Annotated in this window: 15 protein-coding genes; 11 read left to right on the top strand and 4 right to left on the bottom strand. The window is 72.4% G+C overall.

The genetic code is table 11. The features are described 5' to 3' along the window. Window positions 1–7: 7 nt before the first annotated feature. Window positions 8–2,863, bottom strand: coding sequence for an AfsR/SARP family transcriptional regulator (locus ABD292_RS38565; RefSeq protein ID WP_344216431.1), 2,856 nt, complete (start codon window positions 2,861–2,863; stop codon window positions 8–10). 189 nt (window positions 2,864–3,052) lie between these two features. On the opposite strand from ABD292_RS38565, the gene ABD292_RS38560 reads away from it, so the two are divergent. Together ABD292_RS38560 and ABD292_RS38555 are read left to right on the top strand one after the other, a co-directional pair. Next, window positions 3,053–3,976, top strand: coding sequence for a M23 family metallopeptidase (locus tag ABD292_RS38560; protein WP_344216429.1), 924 nt, complete (start codon window positions 3,053–3,055; stop codon window positions 3,974–3,976). A gap of 105 nt (window positions 3,977–4,081) precedes the next feature. Continuing rightward, window positions 4,082–5,539: an N-acetylmuramoyl-L-alanine amidase gene (locus ABD292_RS38555; RefSeq protein WP_344216427.1), complete on the top strand. Its 1,458-nt coding sequence runs from the start codon at window positions 4,082–4,084 to the stop codon at window positions 5,537–5,539. 7 nt (window positions 5,540–5,546) lie between these two features. Here the strand turns inward: ABD292_RS38555 and ABD292_RS38550 are convergent, their stop codons facing one another. Then, window positions 5,547–6,422, bottom strand: coding sequence for an alpha/beta hydrolase (locus ABD292_RS38550; protein WP_425565239.1), 876 nt, complete (start codon window positions 6,420–6,422; stop codon window positions 5,547–5,549). Between the two features lie 479 nt (window positions 6,423–6,901). Between ABD292_RS38550 and ABD292_RS38545 the strand changes: the two genes are divergently transcribed. Genes ABD292_RS38545 through ABD292_RS38530 form a run of 4 tightly spaced genes read left to right on the top strand, consistent with a single transcriptional unit; the run spans window position 6,902 to window position 11,179 of the window. After that, window positions 6,902–7,927 carry an ABC transporter permease gene (locus ABD292_RS38545; protein WP_344216423.1) on the top strand — a complete coding sequence of 342 codons (1,026 nt, stop codon included), beginning with the start codon at window positions 6,902–6,904 and terminating at the stop codon, window positions 7,925–7,927. After that, window positions 7,921–8,799, top strand: coding sequence for a carbohydrate ABC transporter permease (locus ABD292_RS38540; RefSeq protein WP_344216421.1), 879 nt, complete (start codon window positions 7,921–7,923; stop codon window positions 8,797–8,799). Before ABD292_RS38545 ends, ABD292_RS38540 begins: the two co-directional genes overlap by 7 nt. 38 nt (window positions 8,800–8,837) lie before the next feature. Further along, a complete protein-coding gene (locus ABD292_RS38535) occupies window positions 8,838–10,475 on the top strand; it encodes an ABC transporter substrate-binding protein (RefSeq protein WP_344216419.1) in 1,638 nt (545 codons plus the stop codon). A 5-nt stretch (window positions 10,476–10,480) separates the two neighbouring features. Then, entirely contained in the window at window positions 10,481–11,179 is a 699-nt protein-coding gene (locus ABD292_RS38530; RefSeq protein ID WP_344216417.1) for a YesL family protein, read from the top strand. Between the two features lie 3 nt (window positions 11,180–11,182). Here the strand turns inward: ABD292_RS38530 and ABD292_RS38525 are convergent, their stop codons facing one another. Beyond that, on the bottom strand, window positions 11,183–13,210 hold the full coding sequence (locus tag ABD292_RS38525; protein ID WP_344216415.1) for an alpha-glucuronidase: 2,028 nt from the start codon (window positions 13,208–13,210) through the stop codon (window positions 11,183–11,185). A 143-nt stretch (window positions 13,211–13,353) separates the two neighbouring features. On the opposite strand from ABD292_RS38525, the gene ABD292_RS38520 reads away from it, so the two are divergent. From ABD292_RS38520 to ABD292_RS38505, 4 genes are all read left to right on the top strand, one after another. Next, window positions 13,354–14,181, top strand: a complete 828-nt coding sequence (locus ABD292_RS38520) for a sugar nucleotide-binding protein (protein ID WP_344216413.1) — start codon at window positions 13,354–13,356, stop codon at window positions 14,179–14,181. Between the two features lie 79 nt (window positions 14,182–14,260). Continuing rightward, window positions 14,261–14,815, top strand: coding sequence for a TetR/AcrR family transcriptional regulator (locus tag ABD292_RS38515; protein WP_344216411.1), 555 nt, complete (start codon window positions 14,261–14,263; stop codon window positions 14,813–14,815). Window position 14,816: 1 nt separating this feature from the next. Next, window positions 14,817–16,010 (top strand): FAD-dependent oxidoreductase, encoded by a 1,194-nt coding sequence (locus tag ABD292_RS38510; RefSeq protein WP_344216409.1) that lies wholly within the window; start codon window positions 14,817–14,819, stop codon window positions 16,008–16,010. A gap of 61 nt (window positions 16,011–16,071) precedes the next feature. Then, on the top strand, window positions 16,072–16,512 hold the full coding sequence (locus ABD292_RS38505) for a MerR family transcriptional regulator (RefSeq protein WP_344216407.1): 441 nt from the start codon (window positions 16,072–16,074) through the stop codon (window positions 16,510–16,512). On the opposite strand, the gene ABD292_RS38500 is transcribed toward ABD292_RS38505, so the two are convergent. Further along, window positions 16,509–17,135 (bottom strand): TetR/AcrR family transcriptional regulator, encoded by a 627-nt coding sequence (locus tag ABD292_RS38500; RefSeq protein ID WP_344216405.1) that lies wholly within the window; start codon window positions 17,133–17,135, stop codon window positions 16,509–16,511. The two genes, ABD292_RS38505 and ABD292_RS38500, sit on opposite strands and share 4 nt — an antisense overlap. A gap of 77 nt (window positions 17,136–17,212) precedes the next feature. Here ABD292_RS38500 and ABD292_RS38495 point away from each other — a divergent pair, with 77 nt between their 5' ends. Further along, window positions 17,213–18,166 carry an NAD(P)-dependent alcohol dehydrogenase gene (locus ABD292_RS38495; protein WP_425565238.1) on the top strand — a complete coding sequence of 318 codons (954 nt, stop codon included), beginning with the start codon at window positions 17,213–17,215 and terminating at the stop codon, window positions 18,164–18,166.

Raw genomic sequence — 18,166 nt, 5'->3', positions numbered from 1 at the left:
ATCTCTGTCAGCCCGCTGCCGGGGCGCCCGCGCGGAGCTGGCTGCGCAGGTCCACGGCGCGGTGCAGGTAGTGGGCGGCCAGCATGGGCCGCCCGGCCGCCCGGTACAGCTCGCCGAGCGCCTGGAAGGCGTCCGCCTCGCCGCTGCGGTCGCCGAGCTGCTGGAAGATCTCCAGCGAGCGTTGCAGCTCGGCCGAGCCGTGCGAGCGGTCGCCGCGCGCCGCGTGCAGCCCGCCGAGGCTGCGCAGCGCGTACGCGCCGCAGTGCCGGTCGCCCAGCGTCTCGAAGATGTCCAGCGCCCGCCCCTGGAACCGCATCGCCTCGTCGGGCTCGGCGGCGAGCGTGTGCAGACGGCCGAACTGCATGGACACGCAGCCCTCGCGGTGGTCGTCGCCCAGCTCGCCGGCCAATCGCAGCGCCTCGCCGAGCCAGCGGGACGCCTGCCCGAGGTCCTGCAGCGACAGGTGGACGCGGCCGATCGCCTGCCGCGCGTACGCCTCCCCGTCCGCGTCGCCCTCGGCCAGGAACATGGCCAGCGCGTGCCGGAACCAGCCGAGCGCCCGACGGTGCCGGCCGGAGAACTCGTCGGCGGCGCCCAGCCCGCAGATCGAGATCGCCTCGCCGCGCGCGTCCCCCAGCTCACGGAAGATCACCCGGGCGCGGCGCAGCATGCCGGCCGCCTCGGCGTAGCGGTCCTGGTAGATGCTGACCTGGGCGAGGCCGCGCAGCATGGCGGCCTCGCCGCGCCGGTCGCCCGCGGCGGCGGCGCTGTCCAGGGCGACCTGGTGGGTGAGCCGCCACTCCTCCAGCCGGCAGTGCAGGTCGAAGTAGGGGACGAGGGCCGCGGCCAGCCCCCACGCCGCCTGCGCGGGGCCGTGGCTCGCGGCCAGCCGTACGGCCTCGACCAGCGCCTCCCGTTCGGCGTCGAACCAGGTGAGCGGGTCGGCGGTGAGGCGGCCCAGCAGCTCGTCGGCCGGGCGCCAGCGGGGCGCGGCGCCGGCCGGGACGCTGAACAGCGTGGTCGGCAGGCGGGCCGCGGCGTGCTCGGCGGCGCTCGTCCAGCCGCCCAGCACCCGCGCCAGGGCCTGGCGCTCGGCGTCGCCGTCGGCGCGCTCGCGCGCGGTGCAGCGCACCAGGTCGGGCAGCCGGTACCGGGGCTGGCCCAGGGGATCGGTGCCGACCAGGCGGAGCAGGCTGACGTCCACGAGCGCGTCCACGACGGCGTCGCTGCGGTGCCGGTCGAGCACGGCGTCGGCCACCCAGCCGGGTACGGTCCCCGGCCCGAGCAGGCCGAGCGCGCGCAGGGTCAGGGCGGCCTCGCCGGGCAGGCGGCGGTAGCTGAGCTCGACGGAGGCGCGTACCTCCAGGTCGCCGGCGCGCAGCTCGTCCAGCCGGGTGCTCTCGTCGTCGAGCCGCCGGCGCAGCTCCTGCAGCGACCAGCCGGGACGGGCGGCCAGCCGCGCCCCGGCGACGCGGAGCGCCAGCGGCAGACCGGCGCAGGCGGCCACGATGGTCCGGGCCGCCTCCGGCTCCGCCGCCACCCGGTGCGCCCCGGCGATCCTGGCCAGCAGCTCGCCGCCCTCGGCGGGGGTGAGCGCGTCCAGCTCCAGCAGGACGGCGCCGGGCAGCTCGGTGATGCGGCGGCGGCTGGTCACCAGGACGGCGCAGCCGCTGCCGGGTAACAGGGGGCGTACCTGGGCCGCGTCGGCGGCGTCGTCCAGGAGGACCAGCACGGGGCGGCCGGCGAGGAGGGAGCGGTAGAGCGTGGCGCGCTCGTGCGCGGAGGCCGGCAGCGCGCTCTCAGCCACGCCCAGCGAGCGCAGGGCCTCGGCCAGCAGGTCGGCGGGGGCGGCCGGGGCCTCGGCCGTGCCGCCCAGCGACAGGTGGAGCTGGCCCTCGGGGTAGGCGTCGCGGACGGCGTGCGCGCAGTGCACGGCCAGCGCCGTCTTCCCGATCCCGGGCGGCCCGGTCACCACGACGACCACCGGCGGCCCGGACGGCGGCAGGGGAGCCGGTTCCGACAGGAGGCGGGTCAGGGTGGTCACGTCGGTGGCGCGGCCGGTGAAGTCCGGTACGTCGGCGGGGAGCTGGTGCGGCACGGGCGGCTGGTAGCCGAGCCGGCCCGGCTCCTCGTCGGCGAGCACGGCCGCGTGGGCGTCGCGCAGGTCCGGTCCCGGCTCTATGCCGAGGTCGTCCACGAGCTGCCGCCGGATCTCGGTGTAGGCGTGCAGCGCCTCCGCCCGCCGCCCGCCCCGGTGCAGCGCGACGATGAGCCGCTGCCACAGATCCTCCCGGTACGGGTGCTCGCCGATGAGCCCCCGCAGGTCGTCCACGGCCGCCGCGTACTCCTCGCGGGCCAGTTTCACCTCCGCCAACTCCTCGGCGGCGGCCAGCCTGGCCTGCACCAGGGCGCGCAGCCGCCCGTCCCACACCGGGCTGGCGGGCAGGTCGGACAGCGGCGTGCCGCGCCACAGCGCCAGCGCGTCGCGCAGGTGCCGGGCCGCCTCCCCGGTGCGGCCGGCGGCCCGCGCCCGCTCCACGAGCTCCTCGAACAGCAGCATGTCGAGCTGCCCGGCCGCCAGCTCCACCGCGTACCCGGAGGGGTGGGTGACGATCCGGCCGCCGGCGGCGGAGACGGGGCCGCGCAGGGCGCTGACGTACGTCCGCAGGTTCGCCACCGCCGACGACGGCGCCCGCGCCGGCCACAGCACCTCGATGAGCGCGTCCGAGCCGACGATCTGGTTGGCCTCCAGCAGCAGCGAGGCCAGCAGCAGCCGGGGCTTGCGGCCGGCGACGCGCAGCGCCTGGCCCGCCCTGCGGACCAGCAGGGGCCCCAGGACGCCGAAGTTCGGCTGGTCAACCACTACGAACGCACCTGCTCCTCCGGTGGCGCCGGAGCGCCTGTACGTCGGGTCGTCGTTCATGCCGGTTCGGTCTTTATACCGATTTTGGAGGTTCTCTGTATGCCGTACCCGCAATCTTGGTCGCCAGCAGAAAGCGCAGCACCAGCTGATCCAGAAAGGATCCGTATGAGATCCACGCGGGTACTTACGGTGGGCTTTGTCCTGCTTGCCGGGCTCATCGGCGGCCAGACCGCCTCGGCCGCGCCGACCTCGGCATCGGACCCGAACGACCCGCCGAACCAGGTGAAGGTCCCGGAGGTGTCCACCCTGGCCGCGCCGAGCTTCCAGCTCCCGTTCCCCTGCGGCCAGTCGTGGACCGGCAACTCCAGCAACAGCAGCGCCCACCAGTCCTACGAGATCGACTTCAACCGCGGCAGCACCGCGGACGCCGACCTCGGCGACACCGTCGTGGCCGCCGCGGCCGGCACCGTCGTGATCTCGGCCCACCAGGGCTCCGTCAACGGCTACGGCAACCTGGTCAAGATCGACCACGGCGGCGGCTGGACGTCGTACTACGCCCACCTGAACGTGCGCTCGGTCAGCGCCGGCGCCCAGGTGAAGCAGGGCCAGAAGATCGGCACGGTGGGCAACACCAGCAAGCCGGGCAACAACATCAGCCCCCACCTCCACTACGAGGTCCGCGAGGGCGACGGCTACCCCGGCAACATCCGCAAGGCCGTCTTCGGCGGGACCACCTTCGGCTACCCGACCCAGACCCTGACCTCCAAGAACTCCTGCTCCGGCAGCACCAACCCGCACACGCCCGAGGAGGTCTGCGGCTCCGGCTACAAGGTGATCGACTCGGCCGCGCTGGGCACGGCGGGCACCGCGTACCTGCTGTACAACTCCGGCAACGGCTACAACTGTGTGGCCACGCTGAAGAAGACCTCGCTGGGCACCGCGACCGCGACCAGCGCCTATCTGGAGGTCCAGGGCAAGGCGCGGGTGACCGACAGCGGCAACTTCGCCTACTACGCCGGTCCGGTCCGCGCCGCGGCCGAGAACAAGTGCGTCAAGTGGGGCGGCAAGGCCGGCTCGTCCAGCTACGACAGCCCCTTCGAGCACTGCGGCTGATCCCGGGAGCGATCCCGTGGCCGGCCCCCGGCCGGAGCGGCCGCCGCCCCCCTCCACACCCGCGGCGGCCGCTCCTTCCCCCCGAACCCCGTTGAGGAGAACTCCGTGCAGTCCCGACTCCGCCGCCGCGCCGCCGTGCTCCTGGCCGGCGCGCTGATCCCGCTCACCGCGCCGCCCGTCACGGCGCACGCAGCCCCCGCCGCCCGCACGGTCACGGCGGGCGCGCTGGCCGCCGCGTTCGCCGGCGCCGCGGCCACGTACGAGGTGCCCCGCGACCTGCTGGTGGCCCTCGCCTACGCAGAGACCCACCTGGACGGGCACGACGGCGCGCCCAGCGCCAGCGGCGGCTACGGCGTGATGCACCTGGTCAGCAACCCCGCCAACCGCTCGCTGGAGCGCGCGGCCACCCTGACGGGCAAGCCGGCCGCCACGCTGAAGAAGGACGACGCGGCCAACATCGCGGGCGGCGCCGCCGTGCTCCGCGCGTACGCCGACGACCTCGGGCTGAGCGCCGCCGCCCGCAAGGACCCGGCCCAGTGGTACCAGGCGGTCGCCAAGTACGGCGGCGCCGCCTCGGCCGACGTCGCCCGCCTGTACGCCGACACCGTCTACGACCTGCTGGCCGCCGGCGTGCGCGCCACGACGCCCGCCGGCGAGACGGTCACCGTGCCGGCCCGCGCGGTGCAGCCGCAGCGCGGCCCGTACGCCAAGGCCGAGGACCTCGACGCGCCCAACACCCTGGCCGCGGCCGTCGACTACCCCGGCGCGACCTGGGCCGCCGCGAACAGCGCCAACTACGCCGTCTCCAGCCGCCCGTCGAGCGACGCGATCGACCGCATCGTCATCCACGTCACGCAGGGCTCCTACGCCGGCACCATCTCCTGGTTCCAGAACCCCAGCGCCAAGGTCTCGGCCCACTACGTCGTCAAGTCCTCCAACGGCGCCATCACCCAGATGGTGCGCGAGAAGGACCGCGCCTTCCACGCCGGCGACTACAACCGCCGCTCGGTCGGCATCGAGCACGAGGGCTACGTCAGCGACGCCTCCTGGTTCACCGACGCGATGTACCGCGCCTCGGCGGCCCTGACCAGGAACATCGCCGACCGCTACGGCATCCCCAAGGACCGCTCCCACATCGTCGGCCACAACGAGGTCCCCGGCGCCGACCACACCGACCCCGGCTCGAACTGGAACTGGTCGACGTACATGAAGTACGTGACCGGCAGCACCACGCCCACCAACCCGCACACCCCCGAAGAGGTCTGCGGCTCCGGCTACAAGGTGATCGACTCGGCCGCGCTGGGCACGGCGGGCACCGCGTACCTGCTGTACAACTCCGGCAACGGCTACAACTGCGTGGCCACGCTGAAGAAGACCTCGCTGGGCACCGCGACCGCGACCAGCGCCTATCTGGAGGTCCAGGGCAAGGCCCGGGTGACCGACAGCGGCAACTTCGCCTACTACGCCGGTCCCGTTCGCGCCGCGGCCGAGAACAAGTGCGTCAAGTGGGGCGGCAAGGCCGGCTCGTCCAGCTACGACAGCCCCTTCGAGCACTGCGGCTGAGCGTCCGTCACGTCAGGCGGCGGTTCACCGCCTCGCTCACCATGGTCACCGCCGCCGCGCTGCCGGGCAGCACGTTGACCAGGGTGAAGAAGGCGTGCATCTGGCCGTCGAAGCGCCGGGACTCCACCGGCACTCCGGCGGCCCGCAGCCGCTCGGCGTACGCCTCGCCCTCGTCGCGCAGCACGTCGTGCTCGGCGGTCAGGACGACCGCGGGCGGCAGCCCGGACAGGTCGGCGGCGCGCAGCGGCGAGGCGTCCGGGTCGGCGCGGTCGGCGGGGTCGGGCGCGTAGTGGTCCCAGAACCACACCATCGAGTCGCGGCTCAGCATGAGCTGGTTCGCCGGGTCGGTGTAGGAGCCGTTGTCCAGGTCGCAGTCCGTCACCGGATAGACCAGCACCTGCAGCAGGATCTCCGGCCCGCCCTCGTCGCGGGCGCGCCGGGCGGTCACCGCGGCCAGGTTGCCGCCCGCGCTGTCCCCGGCCACCACGATCGGCCGGCCGGGGAACGTGGCCGCGGCCCAGGTCAGGGCCGCGTAGGCGTCGCGGGCGGCGGTGGGGTAGCGGTGCTCGGGGGCCAGCCGGTAGTCCACCAGCACCACCGTGCAGCCCGTGCGGGCGGCGAGCTGCCGGCCCAGGGTGTCGAACTCGTCGATGCCGCCGATCACCCAGCCGCCGCCATGGTAGTAGAGGAGCACGCCGCGCGGCGTCTCCGACGGGACCAGGACCCGCGCGCCGAACGAGCCGCCGTCCTCGCCGTCGATGACCGCCTCCTCGACGCGCACCATCTCCGGCCCGGGGCCGTAGAGATCGCGGAGCGCGGCGAACGTCGTGCGCGCCTCGTCCGGCGTCATCTCGTGCAGCGGCTTGACCCCGGTGTCGCCCATCTGCAGCAGGAACTGGGTCGTCGCCTCGTCAAGGGCCATGCACGCACCTCACTGCGGGAGCCGGGAGCGGTGGGGGACACCCGTGAACGCCTCCCCAACGTAAGGTCCGGGCCCCGCCGCGTCAACGGACGGTGCCCGTCCGTTTTCCCGGCCCGCTGAACCGTTCACCCGGCCCGCCCGTGACGTCCTCCGGCGCGGGCCGATCGCCGTCCGGTCCGCCGGCCCGCCCGGCCGCCATCTGACCCGGACGGCAATTTGTCACGGAGCACACCGGTCGTTGTTTCCGGAAACTTTCCGGCAAATTGCTGTCATCGGTGATCCCTATTGGCGCGCTGACCCGCGTGAACGTCAACAACTCGCGCAGCAACATAGCAGCCTTCCACCCTCTTGACACGCGTCAAGCGGGCCCCTAAGTTGCCGCAATATTAACGGATCTTCGCGAAAGTTTCGGTTGGCGACATGACGGCCGGAAGGATGGCATGAGGGGTCAGGAACCATTCGACGACACCGGCCCGACTTCGGTGCTGGTCCAGAAGGCTGAGACCGGTTTTCCCGACCCCACTGGGAAAACGCTTCCCAACCGTCGGGAAGGCCGGGCCCGGACGGGCTCCTGGCGGCGCGCGCTCGGCCGCGACTGGCAGCTCTACACGCTGGCGGTGCTGCCCCTGGCGTTCTTCGTGCTCTTCCGCTACGTGCCGATGCTCGGCAACATCATCGCCTTCCGCAAGTACGAGCCCGGCGGCAGCCTGTTCGGCGAGACCTGGGTGGGCCTGCGCTACGTGAAGATGTTCCTCGCCGACCCCTCGTTCTGGAACGTCTTCACCAACACCCTCGTCCTCGGCGCGCTCACCCTGCTGTTCTGCTTCCCGCTGCCGATCGTGCTGGCGCTGCTGCTCAACGAGGTGCGCAACGCCAAGATCAAGCGGTTCCTGCAGTCGGTGTCGTACCTGCCGCACTTCCTGTCGGTGGTGATCGTGGCCGGCCTGGTCATGCAGCTCGTGGCCATCGACGGGCCGGTGAACCAGCTCGTCAAGGCCCTCGGCGGCGAGCCGACCGCGTTCATCCAGAAGCCGGAGTGGTTCCGTACGATCTTCGTCTCCTCCGAGGTCTGGCAGACGGTCGGCTGGGGGACCATCCTCTACCTGGCCGCGCTGACCACCATCGACGAGCAGCTCTACGAGGCCGCGCGCATGGACGGCGCCGGGCGGTGGCGGCAGATCTGGCACGTCACCCTGCCCGGCATCCGGCCCACGGCCGTCACGCTGCTGATCCTCAACATCGGCACCTTCATGACCATCGGCTTCGAGAAGGTGCTGCTGCTGTACAACCCGCTGACGTACCCGACCGCCGACGTCATCACCACGTTCCTGTACCGGATGGGCGTGGAGTCCAGCAACCTCAGCTACGCCGCCGCGATCGGCCTGTTCGAGGCGCTGGTCGGCGTGGTGCTGATCGTGTCGGCGAACCTGATCTCCCGCCGAGCAGTAGGGACGAGCCTGTGGTGACCTTGGACCGCACCCGCGGCTACCGCGTCTTCCAGGGGATCAACGCCGTCATCCTGACCGGCGTGGTGATCGTGACGCTGTACCCGTTCGTCAACATCGTGGCGCGCTCGTTCAGCGAGGAGCGCTACATCGTGGGGGGCCAGGTCAACCTGATCCCGCGCGGGTTCAACATCGAGACGTACAAGCTGGTCGTGTCGGACCCGATGTTCTGGACGAACTACCGCAACACGGTGGTCTACACGGTCGTGGCGACCGCGATCGCGATGTTCCTCACGACCTGCTACGCGTACGTGCTGTCGAAGAAGCACCTGAAGGGCCGCACCTTCCTCATCTGGGTGGCGGTCTTCACCATGATCTTCTCCGGCGGCCTGATCCCGAACTACGTGCTGGTCAACAGCCTCGGCCTGACCGACACGATCTGGTCCGTCGTCCTGCCGAACGCCATCAGCGTCTTCAACCTCCTGGTCATGAAGACGTTCTTCGAGGGCCTGCCACGGGACCTGGAGGAGGCCGCCGCCATCGACGGGCTCAACACCTACGGCGTCCTGTGGCGGATCGTGCTGCCGCTGTCCAAGGCGGTCATCGCGACCATGGTGCTGTTCTACGCGGTCTCGTTCTGGAACTCCTGGTTCACGGCGTTCCTCTACCTCAACGACGGCGACCTGTTCCCGGTGACCATCTACCTGCGCAACCTCATCGCCGGCGCGACCGGCGCGGAGGCCGCGGGCGCGGGGATCGCCGAGGCGTCGGCCGCCGCGGCCAACATCCAGGCCGTGACGATCATGCTCACCGTGCTGCCGATCCTGGCGGTCTACCCCTTCGTCCAGAGGTACTTCGTCTCCGGCGTCATGCTCGGCGCCGTCAAGGGCTGATTCCTCCGTACCGTCCCTCACCAAAGGAAGCTCCCCCCATGCGCGACATCTCACGGCGTCAGGCGATCATCGGACTGGGCGCGTTCACGCTCGTGCTCGCCGGCTGCGGCGAGGACGAGACTCCGAAGAAGGCCGCCGACGTGTCGGGCAACCGGGCCGCCGCGATGGCCAACTACGGCGTCAACCAGCAGTTCAAGGCGACCGAGCCGATCTCGTTCGACGTGCTCTACAACAACCACTCGTTCTATCCGAACAAGAACGACTGGCTGCTCTGGCAGGAGCTCACCAAGCGCACGAACGTGACGCTGAAGCCGGTGGAGGTGCCGCTCAGCGACTACGAGAAGAAGCGCGGCCTGCTCGTGGGCTCCGGCCAGGCCCCGCTCGTCATCCCGAAGACCTACCACCCGCAGGAGGAGGCGTTCGTCGCCTCGGGCGCGATCCTGCCGGTCAGCGACTACTTCGATCTCATGCCCAACCTCAAGGACAAGATCGCCAAGTGGAACATGGGCCCCGACCTGGACACCCTGCGCCAGGCCGACGGCCGCATCTACCTGCTGCCGGGCCTGCACGAGGAGGTCTGGGTCGACTACACGCTGGCCGTCAGGACCGACATCCTGGAGAAGCTGAAGCTGGAGGTCCCCAAGACCTGGGACGACCTCTACACGGTGCTGAAGGCGATGAAGGCGGAGTATCCCGACCTCTACCCGATGACCGACCGCTGGGGCGTGCCGACGCCGGGCGGCAACCTGCTCAAGCTCGTCGCCCAGGCGTACGGCACCAAGGGCGGCTGGGAGTACCAGCACGCGACCTTCGACACCGCGAGCGGCAAGTTCGTCTACACCGGCGCGATGCCGCAGTACAAGCAAATGATCGAGTATCTCGCCAAGCTGGTGAAGGAGAAGCTGCTCGACCCGGAGAGCTTCACCCAGCAGGACGAGCAGGCCAAGCAGAAGTTCAACTCCGGCAAGTCGTTCGTCATCAGCACCAACGCCCAGACGATCATCAACGACTACCGGCCGACGCTGACCAAGCTCGTCCCCGACGCCGAGATCGCCAAGATCCCGGTGCCGATGGGCCCGGTCGGCGAGTACAAGATCGGCACCCGCCTGGAGAACGGCGTCATGATCTCCAAGAAGGCGCTGGAGAACAAGAACTTCGTCGCCATGATGCAGTTCATCGACTGGCTCTGGTACTCCGACCAGGGCCAGGAGTTCGCCAAGTGGGGCGTCGAGGGCGTCACGTACACCAAGGACGGGTCCGGGGCGTACCAGCTGGCCAAGGACGTCGACTTCGTCGGGCTCAACCCCGGCGCGCCCAAGCACCTGCAGAAGGACTTCGGCTTCTCCAACGGCGTGTTCGCCTACGGCGGCACCACCGCGCTGCTCAACTCCACCTTCTCCCCGGAGGAGCTGGAGTTCCAGAAGGTGATGAACGCCCGCAAGGCATGGCCGATCGAGCCGCCGCACCCGTTCAACGAGGAGGAGCGCGAGCAGGCGACGCTCTGGGAGACCCCGCTGAAGGACTACGTCACCCAGCAGACGCTCAAGTTCATCCTCGGCGAGCGCGACCTCGGCGAGTGGGACGCCTACGTCAAGGAGCTGGAGGGCAAGAACATGACCTCCTACGTGAACCTGGTCAACACCGCCTACGAGCGTTTCAAGAAGGAGCACGGCTGAGCGCCATGAACACCCGGACGGGGGGAGCGGCGGCCGGATCGCGCTTCGGAGAGGGGCCGCTCTCCCGCGCCGCCGCGCTCATCTACACCCTGATGGTCGTCGAGGCCATGTTCCTGCTCGCCGCCGCGCCGGGCCTGGCCGCGCTGACCCTGCTCGGCGGCGACGCGAGCAACGTGCCGCTGGCGGCGCTGTGCGCGCTGCCGCTGGGCCCCGCGCTGTCGGCCGCCCTGTACGCGCTACGCCGGCGCAGCCGGGACCTCGCCGACCTGCGCCCGGCGGCGGCGTTCTGGCGCGGCTACCGGGCCAACGCCGCCGGGGCGCTGAAGATCTGGGCGCCCTGGCTGGCCGGCGTGGCGGTCGTCGGCACCACCCTGGCCAACTTCGGCGCGGCCGGGGTGCCCGGCTGGTGGGCCGGGCTGCTGGTGCTCGTCGCGCTCGGCGGCCTGCTCTGGGCCGGCAACGCGCTGGTGATCACCTCGCTGTTCGCCTTCCGCGCGGTGGACGTGGCCCGCCTGGCCTCCTACTTCCTGCTGCGCCATCCGAAGGCGGCGCTGGCGAACACGTCCCTACTGGTCGTGGCCGCCGGCGTCACCATGATCGGCACCGAGCTGCTGACGGCGCTGCTGGCCTCGGCGTTCGCGGCCGCGCTGCTCAGGAACAGCCGGCCGGTGACCGCCGAGGTCGAGGAGCGCTTCACCGCCTGAACCTCAGTGGATGCGGCGGCCGCGCGCGTCCGGGACGCCCGACTTGCGGAAGAAGTAGGTGTTGACCTGGTCGCGCCACTCCTCGGCGGAGCGCTGCTGCTCGGCCAGCAGCTCCGTGACGCGGGCGTGGTACGCCGGGTCCACCAGCCCCGAGCCGTCCAGCTTGTCCCAGTGCGCCCGCATCGCTGAGACCTCCTCGACCCCGGCGAAGTGCGTGTCGTAGATGTGCTGGATCACCGTCGAGCCGCCGCGCAGCACATGCCCGTACGGGACGTGGTGGAAGAAGAGCAGCAGCTCGTCCGGGCAATGCTCCAGGGACTCGTACACGTCGGCCCACGGCCGCGGGTACTGGCCGGTGAAGCCGGTGCCCGTGGCCCGGGTGCGGTCCACGCCGACGCCGTCGCGGTCGGCGAAGTGGTAGGTGCCCCACGGGGTGTACTCGTAGCCGTCCACGTCCGGGCCGTAGTGGTGGCCGGGGCGGACCATGAAGCCGACGCCCAGCGGGGCCGTGTAGCGCTCGTACGTCCGCCACGACCCGTCCATGATCGCGTGCAGCGTGCCGCGCAGCTCATCCGCGCTCCCCGGGAAGGTCAGGTCCGCCCACTCGTCGAGGATGGCGGCCGGGTCCAGGCGGGGGTCCCAGGCGAGCCGGCCGAAGGCGTACAGGTTGGCCTGGGCCAGGGGATGGCCGGTCCAGTAGGGGTCGTCGCCCGCGTTGGAGACGGCGACCAGCCCGCCCCCGTGCACGGCCACGTCCGCGACGGCGCGGCCCTCCTCGCCCCACGGGCGGAAGGCCAGCAGCTCGCTCCACATCGGCGCCAGGTAGCACACGTGCCGCTGCTGGCCGGTGTACTCCTGCGTCACCTGGAGCTCCACCGCCAGCTTCGTGGCCGGCATGGCGGCGATCACCGGCGAGACCGGCTCACGCGGCTGGAAGTCCATGGGGCCGTGCTTGACCTGGAGGATCACGTTGTCCGCGAACCGCCCGTCGAGCGGGGCGAAGTGGTCGCAGGCGGCGCGGGCGCGGTCGGTGGAGCGGTCGCGCCAGTCCTGGCGGTGGTCGTAGACGAACGCCCGCCAGTGCACCACCCCGCCGTGCGGGGCCAGCGCGGCGGCGAGGACGGCCGCTCCGTCGGCGTGGCTGCGCCCGTACGCGAACGGCCCCGGCTGCCCCTCGGAGTCGGCCTTGACCACGAACCCGCCGAAGTCCGGCACCGCCGCGTACACCCGATCGGCGGCGGCCGCCCACCACCGGCGCACCTCCTCGTCCAGCGGATCGGCGGTGGGCAGGCCGCCGAGGACGACGGGGGAGGCGAAGCCGACCGACACGTGCGCGCGGATCCCGTACGGGCGCAGCTCGGCGGCGATGGCGGCCACCTCGCCGAGGCGGTCGGTCAGCAGGCGGGCCTCGGTGGCGTGCACGTTCACGTTGTTGATCGCGACGGCGTTGATCCCGGCGGCGGCCAGCAGCCGGGCGTAGGCGCGCACCCGCGTCAGGTCCTCGCGCAGCTCCCCGTCGCGCCAGAACAGCGAGCCGCCCGCGTAGCCGCGCTCGACCTGGCCCATCACGGGGTGCACGGCGATGTTGTCCCAGTGGTCGAGCATGCGCCGGGCCGTGGCGGGCGCGTGCCGCTCGACCGGCCGGTCCCCGGGCGCGAAGGCCGTCTCGCCCAGGCGTACCAGGTGGAACAGCCCGTACAGCAGCCCGGCGGGGGCGTCTGCGACGACGACGGTGACGCCGTCGCGGCGGGCCAGGGCGTACCCTTCCGCGCCGGTGGGCCCGGCCTCGGCGGCGACCGCCCGCGCCGGCTCCGGCAGGCCGTCCGCGCCGCTCAGCGCGAGCACGCAGCCGGCCGGCCCCGCGCCGGCCCGCCCGCCGCCGTGGCGGGCCGTGGCCGCCGCGACCTCCTCGCGGACCGTCTCCACCAGCGCGCCCTCGCCCAGCACGAGAACCTGGCGCGAGCCGATCGCCCGGAACGCCTCCGGCGGCAGCCACGCCGGATGCACGTCGGTCAGCTGAGGAACGGTCACGGGACTCCTCCGGGTGACGAACACATTGATCAGTCCGAATCTACCGAAAGGGGATCATCGTCGCAGTAGTCTGCCGGCGTGCGCGTACGAGGCGACTGGCGAGAGCCGGGATCGAGGTCACCGGCTGATCCAGGGGGGCGCGCGTGAGGGTCACCATCGTCGGCGGTGGCGGGTTCCTCGGGGGCGAGCTCGTGCGGCAGGCCGGGGCGGCCGGTCACCGGGTGGCCGCCACCTGCTTCAGCCGTCCCGGGCGGGCGGCGGAGGCCGAGTGGCGGCCGCTCGACGTCCGCGACCGGGACGCCGTGGCCGCCGTGCTCGCGGCGCTGCGCCCCGACGTCGTCGTCAACGCCGCCTACCGGCAGGACGACTGGGCCACGACGGCGACCGGCGCCGCCCACGTGGCGCTCGCCTGCGCCGCGCAGGGGGCCCGCCTGGTCCACGTGTCGAGCGACGCCGTCTTCTCGGGCAGGGCGGTCACCTACGCCGAGGACGCCGAGCCCGACCCGATCTCCCCGTACGGCGCGGCCAAGGCGGCGGCCGAGGTGGCCGTAACCGCCATCGACCCGGCGGCGGCGGTCGTCCGCACCTCCCTCATCATCGGCGACGGCGGCTCGCCCCAGGAGGCCCGGGTGCACGCGCTGGCCTCGGGCCGGGCGGCCGGGGTGCTGTTCACCGACGACGTACGCTGCCCCGTGCACGTGAGCGACCTCGCCGCGGCCCTGCTGGAGCTGGCCGCGTCCGGGCAAGCCGGCGTCCACCACGTGGCCGGCCCCGACGCGGTGAGCCGCCACGAACTCGGCCGCCTGATCGCCCGCCGCGACGGGCTCGACCCGGCCCGGCTGCCGGCCGGCCTGCGCGCCGGGTCGGGCGTGGCCGGCCCCGCCGACGTACGCCTCGACTGCACGGCGACCAAGCGACGGCTGCGCACCAGGCTGCGCGGCGCCCGCGAGTTCCTCCGCACCACCATCTGATCTTCAAGCCTTCTCCGGCGGGCCCGGCGCCCGCCGCGCGTGCTACATTGAATGAACGTTTACTCAACGAGGTGAGGGCATGGCCAGGTCACGAAGCGAGCAGGCGGTATGGCGCCGGGAGCAACTGCTGGACGCGGCCTTGCGCGTGTTCGCGGAGAAGGGCGTGGACGGGGCCACGGTCAAGGACGTGGCTCAGGCCGCCGACGTCACCCCGGGCCTGCTGTACCGCTACTTCGACAGCAAGGAGGCGATGGTGGAGACGCTGCTGTCGGAGCGGGGCTTCCTGCCGCGCCTGCGGGAGCTGCGCGTGGAAGATCACGACACCCGTCCCGCCGTCGTGGTGCTGACCGAGCTGCTGGAGGCGTTCGACCGGCTGCTGGCCGACAACGCCGAGCTGATGGCGGTGTTCTTCAGCACCGTCCAGGCCCGCGCGCCGCTCGCGGCGCTGGTGGGCGAGGGCCAGCGGCTCATCGGCGACTTCCTGCTCGCCCGCATCGACGCCGGCGAGCTGCGCCCGCACGACACGGTCACGGCCGCCAGGACGCTGTTCGCCACCGTCGCCGTCAACCGGCGGCTGGGCACCCCCATCGACATCGCGGCCCTGGTCGGGCTGCTGTTCCCGGAAGAAGGATGAGATGCGCGCACAATGCTGTGTCGTCGGCGGCGGTCCCGCGGGCATGATGGCCGGGCTGCTGCTGGCCCGTCAGGGCGTCGAGGTGGTCGTCCTGGAGAAACACGCGGACTTCCTGCGCGACTTCCGCGGCGACACCGTCCACCCCTCCACCCTGCAACTGATCGTCGAGCTGGGCTGGATCGAGGAGTTCCTGGACCTCCCGCACGCCAAGATGCCGCAGGTGGCGGTCAACATGGGCGGCCGGGACGTCACCTTCGCCGACTTCAGCCGGTTGAACGTGCGCTGCCCCTACATCGCGTTCATGCCGCAGTGGGACGTGCTGGACTTCCTGGCCGGCAAGGCCACGGCCTACCCCTCCTTCCGCCTCCTGCGCCGCGCCCGGGTCACGGAACTGCTCACCGACCGGGGGAGGGTGACCGGCGTCCTGGCCGACACCGCCGACGGTCCCGTCGAGGTGCGGGCCGACCTGGTGATCGGCGCCGACGGCCGCCACTCCACCGTACGGGCCCGCGCCGGCCTCACCCCCGTCGCCTCCTCGCCTCCCATGGACGTGCTGTGGTTCCGCCTGCCCCGCCGCCCGCAGGACCAGGTGCCCTTCTTCCAGGGCGGCAAGGGGGCACTGATCTCCATCGACCGCGGCGACTTCTGGCAGCTCGCCTACGCGATCCCGGCCGCCGCCTTCGACGAGCTCAGGACCGCCGGGCTGCCGGCGTTCCGAGACCGGGTGGCGCACCTGGCCCCGGCCCTGCGCGACCGCGTGGAGGAGATCCGCGACTGGGAGGCGGTGCACCAGCTGAGCGTACGGGTGGACCGGCTACCCCGCTGGCACCGGCCGGGTCTGCTGTGCATCGGCGACGCCGCCCACGCCATGTCGCCCGCCGGCGGCGTGGGCATCAACCTGGCGGTCCAGGACGCCGTGGCCGCCGCCAACCTGCTGGGCCCGCTCCTCGCCCGGGGCGGCACGCCGCAGGACGCCGACCTGGCCCGGGTGCAGTCACGCAGAGAGCGCGCCGCGAGGATCACCCAGGCCTTCCAGCTCGGCATCCTGCGCGACCTCTATCCCAAGGACCTGGGCGACGACACCACCCGGCACGTGCCTGCGATCTTCACGGCGTTCCGGACGCTGCCGCCGCTGCGCCACCTGATGGGCCGCTTCATCGGCCTGGGCGTCCGCCCGGAGCACATCGCCGCATGACGGTCGGGCGGCCGGTGTGCGATCGCTTGACGTGGAGGCAAGTCTGCAAGTTAATGTGAACATGAAGTCAAGCGAGTGGATGCAGATCGGAGAGCTCGCGGAGCGGTTCGGCCTCGCCCCGCACGTCCTGCGCCACTGGGAGGCCATGGGCCTGCTGACCCCTGCCACCAGGGTCAACGGCCGCCGCCGCTACACCCGGGACCACGTCGTGCGCGTCCTGACGATCATTCGCGCCAAGGCGGCGGGCATGAGCCTGGAGCAGATCAGGGATGTCCTCGCCGTCGCTGGTCGGGCCGAGTGCCAGGCCCTCCTCCAGCGGCACCACGCCGAACTGGAACGCCGGCTCCAGGAGATCGCGGCATCCAAGGCGCTGATCGAGCACCTCATGCGGTGCACCGCCGACGACTTCACCCAATGCCCCGACTATCGGCGGATGGCGGAGAGCGCGGCCGGATCCCTCGCCCTCGGCAAGGACGGCTGCGTGATCCGAGAACGCGGCTAACGGGCGATCAGCTTGTCGAGGGTGAGCGGCGGCGCCGGCGGCAGCGGCACGGCGTGCTCGGCGCGGAACGACTGCAGCAGGTAGGCCACCAGCCGCCGCGACGCCGCCGCGGCCTCCTCCTCGGGCCCGGTGGCGATCGCGCAGTTGGCCTTGAGCAGCAGCATCAGGTCGGCCATCGCGAAGTCGGCGCGCAGCCGACCGGCCGCCTTGGCCCGCCGTACGACCTCGCCGAAGTGCTCCTCGACCCGCGTGCGCTCGCGCTCGTAGTCGGCCGCCTCGGGGAACGCCGTCAGGAACGCCTCGGTGAAGCCCCGGTCGACGACCTGCATCGCGCAGACCTTCTCGATCGCCGCGCAGAACCCGCGCCAGGGGTCGGGGTCGGCCAGCGCCTCCTCCACCAAGGACGCGCACGCGGTCAGCTCGTCGGCGAACACCTCCGTGATCAGCGACTCCCGCGAGGGGAAGCGCCGGTAGAGCGTCGCCATGCCGACCCCGGCCCGCCGCGCGACGGCCGCCATCGGCACGCCGAGCCCGCGCGCGGCGAACGCCTCCCTGGCCGCGTCGAGGATGCGCTGCCGGTTGTCCCGCGCGTCCGCCCGCAACTGAGAGGGATGACCAGGCATGCTTCTCACCTTAACGTAAATGGACAGCGCTATCCGTTTAGTTGGCTAGCGTCCCGTTCATGGACACAGCGAGTGAGATGCGCGCGGCCCTCTTCGACCGGTACGGGCCCCCGGACGTGCTCTACGTGGGCGAGCTCCCGAGGCCGGTCCCGGCCCCGGGCGAGGTGCTGGTGCGTGTGCGCGCCGTCAGCGTCAACGGCGGCGAGCTGTACGGGCGGGCGGGTCGGCTGCGGGCGGTGACCGGGCTGATGGGCCGTGGCTTCCCGAAGCGCGTCGGCCTCGACCTCGCCGGGGAGGTCGTCGCCGTCACCCCCGGCGTACGCGGGCCCAAGGTGGGCGACCTGGTCTGGGGCGGGCCGGGACGGACGTTCGGCACCGCCGCCGAGTACGTCGCCATCCGCCCCCGCCACCTGTCCCCGGCCCCGGCCGGCCTCGACCCGGCCGAGGCCGCGGCCCTTGTCGTGGGGACCACGGCGATCACCGCCCTGCGCGACAAGGCGCGCCTCCAGCCGGGCGAGCGCCTGCTCGTACGCGGCGGCAGCGGCGGCGTGGGCGTCGTCGCGGTGCAGCTCGGCCGGGCGCTCGGCGCCCACGTCACCGCCCTGGCCGGGGCGCGCAACCTCGACCTCGTACGCGAGCTCGGCGCGCACGAGGCCCACGACTACCGCACCACCGGCCCGGCCGACCTGGCGCCCTTCGACGTCGTCCTGGACACCGTGGGCACCGAGCACCCCGCCTACCGCCGTCTCCTGACGCCGCGCGGCCGGATGGTGGCGATCGCCTTCGACCTCGACCGGACCGCCGCGTCGCTGGCGTACGTCGTCCTCTCCGTCGTGCACGGCCGGCGGCGGGTGCGCGTCTTCAGCGGGACCCAGGACCACCGGCTCCTCGCCGACCTCGCCCGCTACGTCGAGTCCGGCGCGATCAGGCCGGTCGTGGACACCGTGTACCCGCTGGCGGACATCGCGGAGGCGCACCGGGCCCTGGAGGCGGGCGGCGTGCGGGGCAAGGTCGTCGTCCGGCTGGACTGA

This window comes from Nonomuraea bangladeshensis (genome assembly GCF_039529455.1).
Classification (GTDB): Bacteria; Actinomycetota; Actinomycetes; order Streptosporangiales; family Streptosporangiaceae; genus Nonomuraea; species Nonomuraea bangladeshensis.
Note: the sequence above shows the minus strand (reverse complement) of the source record. Positions and strands in the feature narration are given on the sequence as shown.

Excerpts from the sequence above, each read along its gene's own strand:
- ABD292_RS38550 (WP_425565239.1), bottom strand. The coding sequence starts at position 6,422 with ATGGGCGACACCGGGGTCAAGCCGCTGCACGAGATGACGCCGGACGAG.
- ABD292_RS38545 (WP_344216423.1), top strand. The coding sequence starts at position 6,902 with ATGAGGGGTCAGGAACCATTCGACGACACCGGCCCGACTTCGGTGCTG.
- ABD292_RS38535 (WP_344216419.1), top strand. The coding sequence starts at position 8,838 with ATGCGCGACATCTCACGGCGTCAGGCGATCATCGGACTGGGCGCGTTC.
- ABD292_RS38530 (WP_344216417.1), top strand. The coding sequence starts at position 10,481 with ATGAACACCCGGACGGGGGGAGCGGCGGCCGGATCGCGCTTCGGAGAG.
- ABD292_RS38515 (WP_344216411.1), top strand. The coding sequence starts at position 14,261 with ATGGCCAGGTCACGAAGCGAGCAGGCGGTATGGCGCCGGGAGCAACTG.
- ABD292_RS38510 (WP_344216409.1), top strand. The coding sequence starts at position 14,817 with ATGCGCGCACAATGCTGTGTCGTCGGCGGCGGTCCCGCGGGCATGATG.
- ABD292_RS38505 (WP_344216407.1), top strand. The coding sequence starts at position 16,072 with ATGAAGTCAAGCGAGTGGATGCAGATCGGAGAGCTCGCGGAGCGGTTC.
- ABD292_RS38500 (WP_344216405.1), bottom strand. The coding sequence starts at position 17,135 with ATGCCTGGTCATCCCTCTCAGTTGCGGGCGGACGCGCGGGACAACCGG.
- ABD292_RS38495 (WP_425565238.1), top strand. The coding sequence starts at position 17,213 with ATGCGCGCGGCCCTCTTCGACCGGTACGGGCCCCCGGACGTGCTCTAC.